The sequence below is a fragment of the Oceanipulchritudo coccoides genome, assembly GCF_010500615.1.
Classification (GTDB): domain Bacteria; phylum Verrucomicrobiota; class Verrucomicrobiia; order Opitutales; family Oceanipulchritudinaceae; genus Oceanipulchritudo; species Oceanipulchritudo coccoides.
Genome location: NZ_JAAGNX010000001.1, coordinates 58,855 through 74,701, shown reverse-complemented (window position 1 = coordinate 74,701; position 15,847 = coordinate 58,855). Strand labels below are relative to the sequence as shown.

Below are 15,847 nucleotides of genomic sequence, written 5' to 3'. Positions count from 1 at the left end.
ACTGAATTCGTTAGACTTTTCTGATCGGTTAATAAGCCAGGAAACCGGACAAGCAAATTAATATGCCTGTCGAGTGAAGGTCAGGATATTCCTCAAACAAAAGTAGGGTCAATGCTTTAATATTAGTGTAGATACTAGTATTAATTAAATTTGCTGAAAAACATCACCAGAATAAGCGGAATGAGACGGAATCCCATTCTAATGGAACAACATTACCGGACGAAAAGGGCGGAACATCTGGCAAAATAGCAACTGAACTCCCAGATTTCCTTAAATACCCGGATTTAGACGGATTACCTCCCCCCTCCAAAATGAGAAACCTTTATTATTTAACCGCCTTGTTCCTGCTGAACACCACCGTGCATGCCCAGTGGAGCACCGTCTGGAGCGAAGACTTCAGCGCGGCAGTACTGAATGATCCGGTGGCTAATCCAGTGCCGATAACAAGCGCCGAATACGATTTCTGGCAATCGGGCGGCCCGGCCAGCATCAATTCCGGGCAATTGCGGGTGGATACCCAATCCTCGGGCAACAACCGCGGCGTGGCCATAGCGCTTACAGGGATGGATTCCGGGAATTACCGCTTGAGCTTCGATATCGTGTCGATGTATGCCAATTGTACATTCCAGGTGAGTCTCTTTGATGGAACCTCGGACGGTGGAGCGGCCAACACATATAAACTGGACTTGTTAAGCGGGAACAGCGCTCCGCTGGTCCACGAGGGGAGCATCAGCCCGTTGACCTCGCAGACCTATGTACAGGCAGATGCCGGGCCCGGAAAGGAAATCACATTCACTTTCGATGGAACGGGTGAAATCGTCCTCGTAATGGATATGCCAGCATCCGCAGGCTTCACCCAGCGGGCGATTGTGGACAACCTGATCCTCGAAACGGACGGAATTGCCGTTCCCATCGCACCGGTTTTTGCGATGGACACCATCTACCGGGCCAGCGCATTTGTCGGCGAGGATTATGCCAACTCCATTGCCTTCACGGCCTACCACGAAAACGGCGAAGCGCTGACCTACACAAAGCTTTCAAACCCATCGTGGCTGATAGTGGATGCCGACGGCAGCCTATCCGGCACGCCGACAGCTGGTGATATCGGCGAAAACACCTTTTCAGTGCAAGTGACCAGTGCAGGCGGGACAGACACGGCAACGCTGAGCCTGTATGTCGTGGAGGCGCCCCAACCCACTGTTCGTCCCAACATCCTCTACATTCTGGCGGATGACCTCGGGTACATGGATGTGAGTGCTCACAACCACCCGGATCTGGAATTTGAAACCCCGAATATCGATTCAATATTCGACAGCGGGGTTCTGTTTACTGCGGGCTTTGTGAGTAATTCCGTCTGTGCCCCGTCACGGGCTGGCCTGATGACTGGCCGCTACGGCAGCCGCTTTGGCTACGAGAGCAACTTCAGTACCACGATCGCCGGCGGAGCGGGATCCACCATTGGCCTCGACGCAAACCAGGACACGATTGCTAGTGTGCTGAAGGCCGTCGGCTACCGCACATTTTGTGTCGGCAAGTGGCACCTTGGGGAGAATGAGACCTTGTTCCATCCCAATGTGCGTGGTTTCGACGAGTTTTTCGGCATCATCGGTGGCAGCCGTAACTATGTGAAGACAACAGGGCTTTCCGATGAGAAAGTGCTCAAGAACAACTACACGGTCGTTGCCGAACCATCGGACATGTACCTCACGGATTTCTTCACCGATCAGGCCCTCACTTACATTACCGATGAGGCAACCAGCAATCCGGATCAGCCGTGGTTTCTGTACATGTCCTACACGGCACCGCATGGCCCGATGGATGCCAGGGAAGAGGATGTCCTTCGCGTGCCGCTTGCCGGCCTGTTCGGAGGCAACTACAGCAGAAGCATTCCCACCAATATCCTGAGAATGGACGGGATTGTCCAAACGGGATCAACGGCCAACAATGATGAATTGCGGCGGATCTACGGGGCCATGGTTCTTTCCATGGACGACAACATTGGGCGCCTGATGCACCGCCTCGGCGAGCTGGGCATTGCCGACAAGACCCTGGTCGTTTTTCACAGCGACAACGGCGGCCCCGGGAAGGGCTCCAACTGGTCCCTCAACCGGACCCTTCGCGGAACCAAGGGGAGCCTCTGGGAGGGTGGCATCCGGGTACCCTTTGCCATCCAATGGCCGGGAACCATTCCCTCCGGCCAGGTCATCGGTTACGATGTCCCGGTCAGCGCCATCGATATGCTGCCAACATTTGCAGCCATCAGCTCCGCGGACCAGATCATGGATATCCGGACCGACGGAGCCAACCTGATGCCCCTGCTGCGCGGAAGGGTTTCCACACTCGGCGACCGCCAGCTTTTCTGGCGCAGGGGCACCACCCTGCAAATTGCGATTCGGTCAGGAGATTGGAAGTATTACAAGAATCGCAACACTGGAGATGAGTACCTCTTCGACCATTCGGCTGGCTCGGGTGAATACAGCGGAAACCAGGCTGTTTCCAACCCGTCCAAGCTGGCAGAGCTCCAGGCAGAGTACGCCGATCTGGAAGCAGCCATGCCGTATCCTCATTGGAACGCCGACGGCGAGTTGCTTGCCATCACCAGCTATGACCTTGAGGATGCCGTTGCAGGAACCCCATACACCATGCCCCTGACCTGTAGTTTGCCCTCCGGGGCATCCCCTCCCGTCTGGAGCATTATTGACGGTAAACCCGGCTGGTTGAGCATTCATCCAACGACCGGTGAACTGACTGGAACACCCGCCGCGGGGGATTCCAAGTTCAACCTCATCACCCTGCAGATTGAATCGGATGGAAACACGTCCGCGTATCAGGTACCTCTGCTTGTACAAGGCGGGTTTGATCCGGAGAATGTCGACCGTGACATGCTGCCGGATTCATGGGAAGTGGCTAAGTTCGGTAACCTAACAACCACAGCCGGCGCACCAAATGAAAACCAGGATGGTGATGCAAATTCCGATTATGATGAGTATCTTTTCGGCACCAACCCGACCGATCCCTCATCTTTCTTGAAACCCCTTCTCCAAGTTGCTCCAGGGAGTTTGACAGTCTCCGTGGACGGCATTGCCGGACGCCGCTACCTGCTGCAGGGATCCTCCACCATGGCAAATGGCGAGTGGTTCTACAGTGACAGTATTGAGTGGCTTGAAAGCGACGGCCCCATTAGCCTGCAGGCAGATTATCCCGATGGCACGAAACGCTTCTTTGCGCGTGTGGTCACTGCAGAATAGTGCATTAGGGGAGAGGCAAGTTGTCGCTGCCTTAAAGCCCGCACAACTCGATTAGATGGGCTGGATTACGCCTGCTGCTCGAACTTGGGGTAGCTAACGCGGCACGTAAACCCAGCCACCAGTTTCGGAAACCCCATCGGCCGGGCTGTAGAGCCAGCCTCCAAGCCTGGGCGACCAGAGCCAAGGATCGTTGCCAATCCAGAGCCAACCCAGCCAGGAACCGGTATCGGCGTACCCGTCGACAATCGTCCAGCCACGCCAGCTGGACACGGATCCGTCGATAGGCTGCGTGCTGGTGACACGGAATCCGCGCTGGGAAAACTGGCCGCCTCCACTGGAAACAACGGACTTTGTTGAAGTCGCTCCCGTAAATACAGGATTGTCAAAAAAGGACCCACCCGAAGCGAGAACCCTTTCATCAAAGCCGCCTTCGGGAATGGTATCGTTCCACTCGTCAGCGTTTCCTGCCATATCAAAAGCACCGGAAGGCGAAATCGCGAGGGTGTAGGCACCGACATCAGTGGGGAAACCATTGAGATTTCCCGACTTCACCACCCCATTCATGTTGGCGCTGTTGGAGCTGTCACTGTTGGGCTGGACCCATGCCGGCTCAAGATTACTGCGGGTCGGGTACTTCCAGTAGTCGCTTGCAGGACCCTCCGGACCCGGCTCGTAGTAAGCCGCCTTATACCACTCGTTCTCACTGGCGACCGCTACCCCGCCATTCGCAAAGGCAACCGCGTCGCGGACAACTGTTGCATCAATGACCCCCGATGGCTTTGTCAACTGGTAGGTACCGGAGTTGATGTCGCCGGCTCCCTGGCCATTGGTCAACCAGTTGCAAAATGCCATAGCCTGAAAAAGCGACACAAAGGTCACTGGCTTGTTGGCCATCCCCTCTTTGATTTCGTAGGAATAGACCCCGTCGGCCTCGTTGCTGATGATGCCCCCACGCGGATCAAATTCCATATTGAAGGAATGTAACCAGGCGGTGGCCCGGACCGTTGCGGCCGCATTGAGGAATTCGGCATACTGGGCATTGGTCACCTCATACTTTCCAATGTAGTAATCGTACGGGACTGCTCCGCGCCGCGCCGACTCAAGATCTCCATCATCCGGATTGGGTGGGTTGTTAGCGCCCCCGACAAAGACGGTCTCAACGACCACGTTGGCGGCAAGGAAAGGCACACCCAACAGGAATAAAGGAAGCAGGAAAAACGCGTTGGAAACGGATTTCATATTTAGACGGGTTGAAGATGAACGATAGCTGTTCTAATAGCACCTATTAGTAACCCAGCAGTCTCAGCTTGCTCATTCAATTCTCCCGGGTCAAGTGAAATACCGGTTGGCAGTTGGGCCTACAGGCCCGGAAAGCCAGCGGGAGGCGCTACGCAGGCGAGCCAAGGCGATGAAATCGAGTGAATCCGCATGGGTTGGCACATCATTGAGAAGGACCTGCAGGCCAGCACGCTGCAGGAGCAGTCATCACCGAATGCATGTTCTTTGTTCAGGACCTCAAAGATGGCCCGAAGCAACTGGCCACCTTTCTGAACACCCCATGCGTCGAGTGTGTGGACGTATTTGCCCCGCCCGCCATGGAAACCTGCTCCCGGCTGATGCGCACTTATTCTGACACGCCGATGGATTTTGCTGACGCGACCCTCGTCCTTGCGGCTACCATTCTCAAGCTCCCTGATATCCTTACCTTGGATGTACGTGGATTTCGTACTTACCGCTTTGCCAAGCGCCGCGCGTTCCGGATGTTTCTGCAGGACGGGGCCTGAGGGACGGATCAGATCCCTTCGCGAATCAGCCCAACTCCTTTAGGTTCACTACCTGTATCCAATTATCGCTACCGATTGATTTCAGGCGAATTGGCGGCTGGTACGATCAGCCTGCCCACGGCAAAGCTTACGGTCATGCTATCCACCGTTCATTCCGGGGCCCTTATGGGCATTGAGGCCTGGCCCATTGCCGTGGAGGTCAATACCGGGGAGTGCGGTGAGCCGACCCCGGTGGTCGTGGGAATGGCTACCACGGCGGTGAAGGAGAGCAAGGACCGGGTCTGGGCGGCGATTGCCAATTCGCGCTACACCCTGCCGATCAAGCGGACGACCATCAACTTGGCACCGGGACATTTAAGGAAGGAGGGGGCGTTGTATGATTTACCGATGGCAATCGGTGTCCTCCATGCAACCGGGCAGATCCAGCCACAGGCACTCGAGGATTATCTGGTCGCTGGTGAGCTGAGCCTTTCAGGAGAGCTGCGTCCAGTGAAAGGCGGGCTGGCTCTGGCAGTGTGTGCTTTGCAGGATGGAAAGACAGGCCTGCTCTTGCCGCCCAAGACGGCGATGGAGGCAGCTCTGCTGACTGACATCACGGTCTACGAAGTAGAGAGCATGGATGCGGCCTGTGCATTCCTTGAAGGCCGGCAAAAGCTCGAACCGGTGATCAACCGTTTCACCTCGACTGACTGTACAAGCAATTTCAATGGACTGGATTTTTCCGATGTGAAGGGCCAGTACACGGTCAGGCGGGCAGTGGAAGTCGCGGCGGCCGGTGGGCACAACCTCCTCATGCTCGGCCCACCTGGATCCGGCAAGTCCATGATTTCCAAACGTATCCCGACGATCCTGCCGCCGCTGCAGGAATCCGAATACCTGGATATTCTTCGAATTTATTCGGCCTCGGGAAAGACCCTTAGCGGGGAATCGCTGTCCGCGGCCCGGCCGTTTCGCAGTCCCCACCACACGATCTCCGACGTCGGCCTGATTGGAGGCGGTGCGATTCCGGGACCAGGGGAAATATCATTGGCCCATCACGGAGTCTTGTTTCTGGATGAATTGCCGGAATTCAAACGCGGCGCGCTGGAGGTGCTGCGCCAGCCGCTTGAGGATGGTGAGGTGACCATTTCCCGGAGCGCCGGGCGGATCACCCTGCCCTCCTCTTTCATGCTCGTCTCGGCCATGAACCCGTGTCCGTGTGGCTATCTCAGCGATCCCAGGCAGACCTGCCAATGTTCGCCCCTTCAAGTCCAGCGCTATCGTTCACGCATCAGTGGACCGCTTCTTGACCGGATCGATATTCATGTCGAGGCGCCCGCCCTTTCGATAGAGGAGTTGCGACAAAAGGAACCGGGAGAAAGTTCGAATTCGATGCGGGAGCGCGTGGCGACGGCACGCAGGCGTCAATCAATCCGCTTCAGGAACAATCGGCCCAACATCCCGATGCTGAATGCCCGCATGGCCCACCGGGAGATTCGGAGCCATTGCCGGTTGGATTCGGAGCTGGGCGACCGCCTCCAGCAGGCCATGAAAAAGCTCCATCTTTCCGCACGCGCATACGACCGGATACTGAAAGTTGCCCGGACAGTTGCGGATCTCGATGACAGCGCAGACATCCGGTCGGCCCATCTCATGGAGGCGATCAATTACCGGACGCTGGACCGGAGCCACTATTGACTGGGAATGCTTCGCAGGTCACCGCATTCCAAAGCACACGATCTGGAGGACCCTCCAGCCGCGCATCAATCGATTCCGCTTGAACCACTCCGGCTCCTCTCCACGATACCTGAACATGCAGTCGGAAATTCTGGACATCTTTAAAAAGACGGGCGCTCTTCTCGAGGGGCACTTCATCCTTCGGTCCGGGCTCCGCTCGGGACACTTTTTTCAATGCGCCCGGGTCTGCGAGCATCTGGATCAGGTCACGCGGCTGGCAGAGTTGTTGATCGAGAAGCTCCCCGACATGAGCGAAGTGAAGACGGTGATTGCTCCGGCGATGGGCGGTCTCGTGATCGGACAGGAAGTTGCCCGCCAGCTTGGAAAACGCTTTATTTTTGCCGAGAAGATCGACGACCGCCTGGCGCTGCGTCGCAATTTCCAGATCAAGTCGGGCGAGCGTGTCCTGCTGGTCGAGGATGTCATCACCCGTGGGGGCCGCGTCCATGAGACTCTCGACCTGATAGATTCACGCGGGGGAGTTGTTGAGGCCATCGCGGTGCTCGTTGATCGCTCCGAAAGAAAAGTTAAATTCCCGGCCCCTCTGGTCTCGCTGCTTGAAATGAATTTTCCAACCTACGAGGCCGAAAAAGTCCCGCCGGAACTGCGCAACATCCCGGCGGTGAAGCCCGGCTCGTGAGGCGAAGCTGAACGACGGATTACACGGATCTTTGGGATTCACAGAAAGAGCACCCGGATTCTTGAAATCCGTGCAATCTGTGGTTAATTCCGATAGATTCTTCTCTCTAACACAATTTTGCGAATTCACCTGAATTAAAATACTCTTACCAATATGAGCAGCATGCAATTATTCCTCTTCCTGATCATCCCGACGGCCATCCTCGGCATGTTTGCCCAGGCGAAAGTCCAGGGCGCCTACAAGAAATGGTCCCGTGTCGGCTCACGCAGCCGGATCACCGGACGTGAGGCAGCGGCCTACGTTATGCAGAAAGCGGGTGTCACCGATGTCGAGATCACCTCAACGCGTGGTCACCTGACCGACCATTACGATCCGACCCACAAGCGACTCGTCCTGAGTGAGGAGAATTACCGCGGATCAAGTTTGGCAGCTCTTGGTGTGGCGGCCCACGAAGCCGGTCACGCAATCCAGCACGCGACTGGCTATTCCATGCTGAAATTTCGCATGAGCTTGGTGCCGATCACCATGTTTGCTTCAAAACTGCTCCCTTTTGTCATTATCGGTGGGTTTTTCTTTGGCATGCTCGGACTCATCAAGTTGGGCGTCCTCGTCTATCTTGTCCTGACGGTTTTCCAATTGGTCACCCTGCCGGTTGAGTTTGACGCCAGTCGCCGGGCCAAGGTTGAGCTGGTCGCGACAGGAATTCTGCAAAACGATGAAATGGTCGGGGTGAACAAGACCCTTGATGCAGCGGCGCTGACCTACGTGGCAGCATTCGTCTCCTCGCTCGCCAATTTGCTCTACCTGTTCGCTCTCAGCCGCGACTGATCGTAGTCCCGGAAGTTGACGCCGGGTGAAACCGTGTCAGTTGGATGATTAAATTCCAGTCGGAGCGGGCAATTGCCCCTCGGCTGGCTGGTCTTCCAGGATCTCTTCCACTGCCTCGGTCACCTCTTCAATGACCTCTTCCACAACGGGAACGACTGCAGGGGCCCAACCTCCGACCGCCGGGCCGTGGATTGCTTCAAGCTCAGCCTGTGACCATGGCTCCGTTCGGGCGCCGTAGGCGGTGCGCACCTCAGCCACCAGCTCCTCGGAAACCTCGTAGGAATTATTCTGGTAATCGGGATCGGTACGGATGTAGGTGAGGACTGCGGCAATCTGTTGATCGCTGAGGCGTCCAAATGCGGTCATGGCGTTATTGTACTCGTTGCCTTTGACAACGACTGGACCGGCCAGACCAGCAAGGATCACTTTCACAAGCCGTTGCGGATTGTCACTGACCCACTCGGAAGCAACCAAGGGAGGATAGACACCCGGCAGGCCGAGTCCGGAGGACTGGTGACAGGCCACACAGTTTTGATTATAAATGCGTTTGCCTAAGGCCATCATATCGACTTCGCGTGGCCCGGTATCCTCACCTGCGCCAGCCTTGACGGTCTCATCGTAATGGAATGGACCAAAGTCTCCGGAATAATGAACGATGTAGACCCCTGCCCAGAAAGCCAGAACCATGAATACCGCGACGAGAAAGAGCGGCATCGGGGAAAAGTTTTCGGTTGGCTCTTCCTTCTCGCGAATCAGTTGGGTATGGACCTTCTGCAGGTCGCTATCATCAAACCGGGTCCCTTCAAAAGTGGGCCGTGATTTGCCATCAGGCGGAAACTTGTCTTTTTGCGAATCACTCATGACAGGACAGCTCTATTGGGTGAATTTCATTTCCGGCAGTTCGTAATCCTGCTGGAGGCTCATCATGTAGGCGACAAGATCGCGGGCACGCTGTGTCGGGATAAGCTCCAACCCTTCTCCGGGATGATAATCATCCGGCAGTTCAATCGCATCAGGCGAGGGGCCGCGGGTCTCACTGACCGGTTGAACCTCGAAGAGAAAAGGAAACGGTGGCATAGTCGATCCGGGCGATGTGATCTGCGGGTTATACAAATGCTGATACTGCCACAATTCGGAGTAGCGCAGCCCCACATTAGCCAGATCCGGGCCAGTACGCATGGTGCCGAGCATGATCCGTTCGGACTCGATGTAATCGCGGGCCACCGATTGCCGGTTGCCCCATCCACGTTCAAAGTCGGATCCAAAACCTTCGCGGCGCACTTGCTGGGAGTGGCAATAAAGGCATCCCATTTCCTGGTAGACCAGCTTGCCGCGTTGGGCTTCACCGACAAGCGCCTGCGGATAAGCGGTCATGCCCGGCGTGTTTTCGCCCATGAAAATTTGTCCGTCAGCCTTGTAGGTCGGACCGCCAATCGGCTCGCCCTTGTCATTCACCAGCTCTGAAGTGGCTGGTGTGAGGTCCTTCATTTGTATGTGCGTCGTCAATACAATTCCCGTCCACGAAAACGCGAGGGTGAAGAATACGCCGAGAAAAATAAGTGGTAGGCTTTTCATGGCTTCAGGCTTGTTCAGTCGTTGGGGCCAGAAGGGTTGGCTCGGTTACACGGTCCTGGGTCTTCGGGCTGAAAACCATCCAGAACACGTTGACGGCGAAGGCAAGGTGCCCGACGAGTAACAATAGTCCGGAAAGCGAACGCGCCCACAACCACGGCTTGGTGTTTTCAACAACCTCCAGGAAGGTGTAGACAGGTGTTCCATCTTCAGTGAGAGCATTCATCTGCATCCCTTGGAGCCACCCACCCACTTGGAGGGCAACCACCATCAAGACAATTCCCATGGCGCACATCCACCAGTGGGCCTTGATGAGAAAAGCGTTGGGCCATTCACGGTCGAGCAGGCGCGGCATCATGTAATAGACCGCGCCGAACATGATCATCGTAAAGAAGGCGTAGACCCCGTGGTGGGCGTGGCCCACCGTGAAATGTGTGAAGTGCGTTGTCTCATTGACATGGCGCAGGGCCATCATACTTCCAAAGAGGGAGACCACGGTGTAGTTGATCGCCCCGAAAACGACAAAGCGGATTGTCGGACTGGCCCATCCCTGCTTATGCAGACCAACAACCGTGAGGTGATGATTTACAGCCACCACAATCACGGGAATCACCATCATGACACTGGCCACGGTTCCGGCGGAAATGACCCATGCCGGGACCGGACCGCCGATCAAGTGGTGGACGCCAGCCCAATTATAGAAAAGGGCAAGGGCCCAGAAACCGACCACCGAAAGATAATAACTGTGTATCGGCCGGCCCAATACTTTTGGAATCAGGTAATACGCCGCCGCAAGGGCACACGGTGTCAACCAGAGGCCAAGGACATTGTGGGCAAACCACCAATTAGTCAGTGACTGCACAACTCCGGTCGCCGGTTCAAAGACGAGCATCACCTGAGCCACAATGTAAAGCCATGGCAGCCAGAAGAAAGCCGCCAGCAAATACCACTGGGAAACATAGACGTGTTCAGACTGGCGCCAGCGAAAGGCAATGATCACCCAGACGCCGACCAGTGCGTAGGAAATCGCAACCAACGGAGTAATGTAGGCCGGCATCTCTAACCACTCAACGGCGATCATGTCACCCTTCAAAATTCCGATAATCCCGATAGTGATGGCAATATTCCAGAAGACCCCGGCGACAAGCAGGATGTTGGTATGGCGAATGCGCGCCCGCGAGAGACGGCCCATGATCCAGGGCGCCACCGCAAAGATGACATTATTTCCCCATCCATAGATCATGGCGTTCAAATGCGCCGTGCGCACCCGGCCAAAGGTCAGCCACTCAGTCGCACCAAGAAACTCAGGGTTCGTTGCCTTGATGGCGGCGATGATCGCCAGGAAGGTGCCAGCCAAGAGCCAGAGGACAGCCGAGATCAGAAAGAGCATGGCTGGCTGGCGCATCGAGTCGTCGACCTCGCCAAGGCGGACCTTGAGTTCGAGATTCGCATCACCCGTCGGTGCGATTGATTGAATTATGGATGGGCTACTCATCTGTATGAATGACTATTAACGTTACGACTTCGCCACTTTGCGAGATTTCTTGCGGGGGAACTTGTCGGTGACTTCACCCACTGGTTCATCCTCGTCAAAGATCGAAGTGGATCCCTTCTCAAGGTTGGACAACTGCCCGTTTTTGTGGGCCCAGTACAGGGCCAAAGCAGCCGCCAGAAAAAACAAGCAGGCAAACCCAAAGCCAATGAGAATGTATTGGCTCCAGTCCATTAGAGCGCGGGTTCCCCGGACGCCTGCTGCTCGCTGCGGAGCTCCTCGACGGCCAGTTTCATGGCACGGTCAACAGGTATACGGACAACACCTTCACCTTGATTGACCCATTCATAAGACCCCACAAGCCGCGCCTGCTCGCCACGGACCTCGTTGCGGATCTCGTAGCGGATCTCCGCGTTTTTCTCCTCCTGGGAGACAGCGCGGTTGGGAAGGTAGGCCGCTGCAACGACGAGGAAAAAGCAGAAAATGACGCCAATCCAGCCAAGGGCGGAAATGAGGACCTTGCGGTCGGATGGTTCGGATTCCATTGGTGCGTTACTCATGGCAGTTAATTGATTCTTCTATTCGCGGATCGCGGACCGGGATGGGCCGTTCCTTTGAGGCAGACCTCAGGAAGGCCCAAACAACAATGGCACCAACCCCGAGGAACATCGTTACGTCAACCCAGCTCACTCCGAATTGCCGGACGGTGTATCCGCCGTGGGAATCCGTGGTCAGCTTTTGTGGGACAATGTTCCAGTAAAGATCGAGCAGGTGGAAAACAAGAATCCAGACTGCGATTGTCTTCAGCTTGGTCCCGAATTTGTTCTTGTACCAGAGCAGGTAAATGAACGGCACAAAAAAGTGGAAGAAGACCAGCCCGAGGCTTACCCACCACCAGCTGTTCTTCAAACCGTCGTTGCCCATCTCACGCATGTTGTACCAGAAGGTTTCCTCCGGGATGTTGGCGTTGTAGATGAGGAAGTACTGGCAAAAGCTGATGTAGGCCCAGAAAATCGTGAAGGCCAGCATGAGGCAGCCCATCAGGTAGAAATGCGTCGGCTTGATGATATTCTTCAACCCGTCTCCGCGACTGGCCATGTAGAACATGGTAAGGACCGTGGCCGAGAGCGCGGCGCGCATGCTGGCGGCAAAGAACCAGACGCCGTACATTGTCGAAAACCAATGGTAATTGAGGGACTTAAACCAATCGATCGCCGCAAAGGTGGTTGCAAAAGCGCAGATAAACAATCCCACCGCGGCCAGTTTGCGTGAGCGGTGGACATTGGCATGATCACCTGTCCGGTCCATGTTGAAGGACCACTTGCGGAACATCAGGGCGAGGACCGTCCAGACGCCGAAGTAAATAAAGTAACGGGCGACGAAGAACATCTTGTCGAGGAAGGGGGACTTCGCGACATACAGGACATCTCCAGAGACAGTCCCATGACCACCCGGTACCAGGGCATCCCCGTTCATCCAGATCCACGGCACTTCGCCAGATCCTGCTGAGAGAAAGCTCAGGACAACCAAAGGAAGGAAGATTAGTCCGAGATAAGGAAATGCGCTAATGGCGTGCTCCATCTGGCGCCGGATAATAACCGACCATCCGGAATCAAACATCCACCAGATCATCATGAGGAAAAGCATCCCGATCAGAATGGACAGCCAGAAGGAAATCCCGACTAACCAACCGACAAAGGGGCGGGAGGGATCGGCTTCGGATCCGGTGAAAAGGCCGATGGCCGACAAGGCGATGAAGACCAATCCGGCAATCAGGAATTGCATGGACCGGTTTCCCGGTGTGCGGATCCCGACGTCCGATACTGGCGTTGAAATAACGTCACTGCTCGTGCTCATAATCCAAGCTCTCCCCTGTTTTCGGCGGGCACGTCTTCAATCGTCGCCGAGGCGGCGCGTTGCAGGGCCCGGACATACATCAAGACCTTCCAACGATCTTCCACGCGGATTTTGCTCCCGTATGGCCCCATCGTGTTTTTACCGTGTGTGATGGTGTTGAAAATATCCCCATCCGGCAAATCGATGAGACGGGTTTGCAGGAGGCTGACGATCGTCGGGTAACCGTAGCGTTCGGCAGCGACAACGCCTTTGCCGTTTCCGGAATCACCGTGGCAGATCGCACAATAGATGCTGTAAATCTCCTGGCCTTCCTGCATGGCTTCATAGCTGACTTCCACCGGCACGCCATCGCCAAATGTCCCATCCTCCAGCTTGCCTGTAGCGAGATAGTCATTCTCACGGAAGCGATTATCCGGAACAAGATTAGCGTAAGGGGCTTGCTCGTCCGTAACCGTGGGAACCGTTCCGGCAATTGGTGTCCGGTCCATGCGATCGTCACTGAAGAAGCCTGTCTTGCCCTGCTCGGAGAATCTCATCTGCCGGTCCATGTCCGGGAAGATCTCAAGCGGCGGCTTGGTGGATTTGCATCCACGAAAACCGAGCACGGTCAGCGCGAGCACAATCAAGAAAAAGTATATGAGAAAAAACTGTCGCATCCTTATTCTTCCTCCTCGTCGGAAATAGCCGCGACTTCCGCCGGGCCAAGATTCTCAAGGAATTCACGGGTCCCCGTTTCCGAGAACAACTCGTCCTCCGCCTCAATGAAGACGGCAAACTTGTCATCGGTCAGGTGGCGGAACTTGTCGTAGTTCATCACCGGATGGTAATGCATCGGCAATTGGTTGGTAATGAACATCCCCCCGAGTGTGCCGAAGGCGGCCAGCAGAATGGTCAGCTCGTAAGCGACCGGGAACGGGAAGATCGGACTGAAGAAGGGCTTGCCGCCGACAATCAGCGGATAGTCAAACTGTCCCATGTACCAGGCTGTCAGCATACCGGTGATAAACCCGATGACGCCTCCACAGAGGGTAAAGACCGGCACCTTGGAGCGCTTGAGCCCCATCGCACCGTCCAGTCCGTGAACCGGAAACGGCGTGAGAACATCCCACCGCTTGTAACCGGCCTCGCGAACACTCTGGGCAGCGTGGTAGATGGCCGGCGCTGACTCAAAGAGAGCAATATATCCGTATGGTTTACTCATGTTAAAAAATTCCCGGCATTAGTGGTGACCGTGCACATCCGCCTGCTTGGAAACAGACTTGATTTCCGCAAAGGCCAGGAGCGGCAGGAAGCGGATAAAGAGCAGGAAGAGAACCCCGAAGAGCCCGAAGGTCCCGAAGAAAGTGAAGACATCCACAATGGTCGGGCTGAAGTAGTCCCAGCTCGACGGAAGGAAATCATTGGCCAGCGAAGTGACTGTAATGACAAATCGCTCAAACCACATTCCAACGTTGATGAAACAGGAAAGAATCCAGACCAGCCAGAGATTCTCGCGCGCCCAGCGGAACCAGAAGAACTGCGGGGTGATCACATTGCAGGAAATCATGATCCAGTAGGCCCATGCATACGGGCCAAAGGCACGGTTAATGAAGGCAAATCCCTCGTACGGGTTGGAGCCATACCACGCGATGAAAAACTCCATCCCGTAGGCGTAACCGACCATGGAACCGGTCGCGAGACAGATCTTGCACATGCAATCAATATGGAACTGCGTGATCAAATCCTGCAGTCCGAAGATCGCCCGGAGTGGCAACATCAAGGTCAGTACCATTCCAAAACCGGAGAAAATGGCCCCGGCGACAAAGTATGGCGGGAAGATGGTAGTGTGCCATCCGGGAAGGTTGGCCACCGCAAAGTCAAAGGAAACGACGGTGTGCACGGAAAGCACGAGCGGCGTGCTCAAGCCGGCGAGGAGCAGGTAAGCCATTTCGTAGTTGCTCCAGTGGCGGTTGGATCCGCGCCAGCCCATGGCGAGGATGCCATAGAAATATTTCCGGAACCCGAAGTACAACTTCTCAAAGGTTTTTTGCAGGGCTGTCTTGGCACCCGCAAGGCGCTCCTCGAAAATCATCGGGACACGGTCGCGGATCGTCGCGAGGTCCGGGATCATTCCCATGTACCAGAAAAGGACCGAGACTGTTCCGTAAGTCGAGACCGCGAATACGTCCCACTCAAGCGGCGAACGAAAATTCGGCCAGATGGCATTGGAATTGGGAAGCGGGAAAAGCCACCAACCAAACCAGACGCGACCCACGTGGAAGAGCGGGAAGATTCCCGCGCAAATAACCGCGAAGATGGTCATGGCCTCGGCCGCCCGGTTAATCGATGTACGCCACTTCTGCTTGAGAAGACACAAAATGGCGGAGATCAATGTACCAGCGTGGCCAATACCAATCCAGAACACGAAGTTCACGATGGCCCAGCCCCAGAAGGTCGGATTCCGCAAGCCCCAGACACCGGTACCGGTGGAGACCAGATAAATCAGCCCCATGAGGGTGAAACTGGCGATCAGGGCACAGATGATAAAGGCCACCCACCACCATGTCGGGGTGCGCCCTTCAACAATGCCACACACCTTCTGTGTAATCCAGCTGAAGGAACGGTCGTTCTCGATGATTTGCCGCCGTGGAATGTCCGCCGGCCGCACCTCTTCGAGGACGCTCGGCCGAAACATTGCTTCGGTAGCCTGAGAGGGTTGATCTGTTGTCGT

15 protein-coding genes are annotated in these 15,847 nt (G+C 55.7%); 5 read left to right on the top strand and 10 right to left on the bottom strand.

The genetic code is table 11. From position 1 onward, the window contains the following. Positions 1-311 precede the first annotated feature (311 nt). The gene (locus tag G0Q06_RS00375) at positions 312-3,248 is read left to right on the top strand and encodes a sulfatase-like hydrolase/transferase (protein WP_163961339.1); all 2,937 of its coding nucleotides are present in this window, start codon (positions 312-314) and stop codon (positions 3,246-3,248) included. 93 nt (positions 3,249-3,341) lie between these two features. On the opposite strand, the gene G0Q06_RS00370 is transcribed toward G0Q06_RS00375, so the two are convergent. Continuing rightward, positions 3,342-4,487 (bottom strand): formylglycine-generating enzyme family protein, encoded by a 1,146-nt coding sequence (locus tag G0Q06_RS00370; RefSeq protein WP_163961337.1) that lies wholly within the window; start codon positions 4,485-4,487, stop codon positions 3,342-3,344. Positions 4,488-4,744: 257 nt separating this feature from the next. Here G0Q06_RS00370 and G0Q06_RS00365 point away from each other — a divergent pair, with 257 nt between their 5' ends. The 4 genes from G0Q06_RS00365 to G0Q06_RS00350 all read left to right on the top strand — a co-directional run bounded on the left by G0Q06_RS00365 (position 4,745) and on the right by G0Q06_RS00350 (position 8,216). Then, complete coding sequence (locus tag G0Q06_RS00365) at positions 4,745-5,032, top strand: PIN domain-containing protein (protein ID WP_163961335.1); 288 nt, start codon at positions 4,745-4,747, stop codon at positions 5,030-5,032. A 135-nt stretch (positions 5,033-5,167) separates the two neighbouring features. Next, positions 5,168-6,709 carry a YifB family Mg chelatase-like AAA ATPase gene (locus G0Q06_RS00360; RefSeq protein WP_163961333.1) on the top strand — a complete coding sequence of 514 codons (1,542 nt, stop codon included), beginning with the start codon at positions 5,168-5,170 and terminating at the stop codon, positions 6,707-6,709. Beyond that, positions 6,633-7,388, top strand: coding sequence for an orotate phosphoribosyltransferase (gene pyrE, locus G0Q06_RS00355; RefSeq protein ID WP_238710175.1), 756 nt, complete (start codon positions 6,633-6,635; stop codon positions 7,386-7,388). The genes G0Q06_RS00360 and pyrE overlap by 77 nt, the downstream gene beginning before the upstream one ends. A 153-nt stretch (positions 7,389-7,541) precedes the next feature. Continuing rightward, positions 7,542-8,216: a zinc metallopeptidase gene (locus G0Q06_RS00350; protein ID WP_163961329.1), complete on the top strand. Its 675-nt coding sequence runs from the start codon at positions 7,542-7,544 to the stop codon at positions 8,214-8,216. Between the two features lie 48 nt (positions 8,217-8,264). Here G0Q06_RS00350 and G0Q06_RS00345 read toward each other — a convergent pair whose 3' ends face one another. From G0Q06_RS00345 to nrfD, 9 genes are read right to left on the bottom strand one after another with little or no spacing between them, the layout of a single operon-like run. Further along, the gene (locus G0Q06_RS00345) at positions 8,265-9,077 is read right to left on the bottom strand and encodes a c-type cytochrome (protein WP_163961327.1); all 813 of its coding nucleotides are present in this window, start codon (positions 9,075-9,077) and stop codon (positions 8,265-8,267) included. Positions 9,078-9,089: 12 nt separating this feature from the next. Then, positions 9,090-9,791 (bottom strand): cbb3-type cytochrome c oxidase subunit II, encoded by a 702-nt coding sequence (locus G0Q06_RS00340; RefSeq protein ID WP_163961325.1) that lies wholly within the window; start codon positions 9,789-9,791, stop codon positions 9,090-9,092. A gap of 4 nt (positions 9,792-9,795) precedes the next feature. After that, complete coding sequence (locus G0Q06_RS00335; RefSeq protein ID WP_163961323.1) at positions 9,796-11,283, bottom strand: cbb3-type cytochrome c oxidase subunit I; 1,488 nt, start codon at positions 11,281-11,283, stop codon at positions 9,796-9,798. 21 nt (positions 11,284-11,304) lie between these two features. Next, complete coding sequence (locus tag G0Q06_RS00330; RefSeq protein WP_163961321.1) at positions 11,305-11,514, bottom strand: hypothetical protein; 210 nt, start codon at positions 11,512-11,514, stop codon at positions 11,305-11,307. After that, positions 11,514-11,840, bottom strand: a complete 327-nt coding sequence (locus G0Q06_RS00325; RefSeq protein WP_163961320.1) for a hypothetical protein — start codon at positions 11,838-11,840, stop codon at positions 11,514-11,516. Before G0Q06_RS00325 ends, G0Q06_RS00330 begins: the two co-directional genes overlap by 1 nt. After that, complete coding sequence (locus tag G0Q06_RS00320; RefSeq protein ID WP_163961318.1) at positions 11,833-13,137, bottom strand: hypothetical protein; 1,305 nt, start codon at positions 13,135-13,137, stop codon at positions 11,833-11,835. The genes G0Q06_RS00325 and G0Q06_RS00320 overlap by 8 nt, the downstream gene beginning before the upstream one ends. Then, complete coding sequence (locus G0Q06_RS00315) at positions 13,134-13,793, bottom strand: c-type cytochrome (protein WP_163961316.1); 660 nt, start codon at positions 13,791-13,793, stop codon at positions 13,134-13,136. Before G0Q06_RS00315 ends, G0Q06_RS00320 begins: the two co-directional genes overlap by 4 nt. A gap of 2 nt (positions 13,794-13,795) precedes the next feature. Beyond that, complete coding sequence (locus tag G0Q06_RS00310) at positions 13,796-14,338, bottom strand: DUF3341 domain-containing protein (protein WP_163961314.1); 543 nt, start codon at positions 14,336-14,338, stop codon at positions 13,796-13,798. Positions 14,339-14,356: 18 nt separating this feature from the next. Next, complete coding sequence (nrfD, locus tag G0Q06_RS00305; RefSeq protein WP_163961312.1) at positions 14,357-15,811, bottom strand: NrfD/PsrC family molybdoenzyme membrane anchor subunit; 1,455 nt, start codon at positions 15,809-15,811, stop codon at positions 14,357-14,359. Positions 15,812-15,847: the final 36 nt, after the last annotated feature.

Excerpts from the sequence above, each read along its gene's own strand:
- G0Q06_RS00375 (WP_163961339.1), top strand. The coding sequence starts at position 312 with ATGAGAAACCTTTATTATTTAACCGCCTTGTTCCTGCTGAACACCACC.
- G0Q06_RS00370 (WP_163961337.1), bottom strand. The coding sequence starts at position 4,487 with ATGAAATCCGTTTCCAACGCGTTTTTCCTGCTTCCTTTATTCCTGTTG.
- G0Q06_RS00365 (WP_163961335.1), top strand. The coding sequence starts at position 4,745 with ATGTTCTTTGTTCAGGACCTCAAAGATGGCCCGAAGCAACTGGCCACC.
- G0Q06_RS00360 (WP_163961333.1), top strand. The coding sequence starts at position 5,168 with ATGCTATCCACCGTTCATTCCGGGGCCCTTATGGGCATTGAGGCCTGG.
- pyrE (WP_238710175.1), top strand. The coding sequence starts at position 6,633 with ATGACAGCGCAGACATCCGGTCGGCCCATCTCATGGAGGCGATCAATT.
- G0Q06_RS00350 (WP_163961329.1), top strand. The coding sequence starts at position 7,542 with ATGAGCAGCATGCAATTATTCCTCTTCCTGATCATCCCGACGGCCATC.
- G0Q06_RS00345 (WP_163961327.1), bottom strand. The coding sequence starts at position 9,077 with ATGAGTGATTCGCAAAAAGACAAGTTTCCGCCTGATGGCAAATCACGG.
- G0Q06_RS00340 (WP_163961325.1), bottom strand. The coding sequence starts at position 9,791 with ATGAAAAGCCTACCACTTATTTTTCTCGGCGTATTCTTCACCCTCGCG.
- G0Q06_RS00335 (WP_163961323.1), bottom strand. The coding sequence starts at position 11,283 with ATGAGTAGCCCATCCATAATTCAATCAATCGCACCGACGGGTGATGCG.
- G0Q06_RS00330 (WP_163961321.1), bottom strand. The coding sequence starts at position 11,514 with ATGGACTGGAGCCAATACATTCTCATTGGCTTTGGGTTTGCCTGCTTG.
- G0Q06_RS00325 (WP_163961320.1), bottom strand. The coding sequence starts at position 11,840 with ATGAGTAACGCACCAATGGAATCCGAACCATCCGACCGCAAGGTCCTC.
- G0Q06_RS00320 (WP_163961318.1), bottom strand. The coding sequence starts at position 13,137 with ATGAGCACGAGCAGTGACGTTATTTCAACGCCAGTATCGGACGTCGGG.
- G0Q06_RS00315 (WP_163961316.1), bottom strand. The coding sequence starts at position 13,793 with ATGCGACAGTTTTTTCTCATATACTTTTTCTTGATTGTGCTCGCGCTG.
- G0Q06_RS00310 (WP_163961314.1), bottom strand. The coding sequence starts at position 14,338 with ATGAGTAAACCATACGGATATATTGCTCTCTTTGAGTCAGCGCCGGCC.
- nrfD (WP_163961312.1), bottom strand. The coding sequence starts at position 15,811 with ATGTTTCGGCCGAGCGTCCTCGAAGAGGTGCGGCCGGCGGACATTCCA.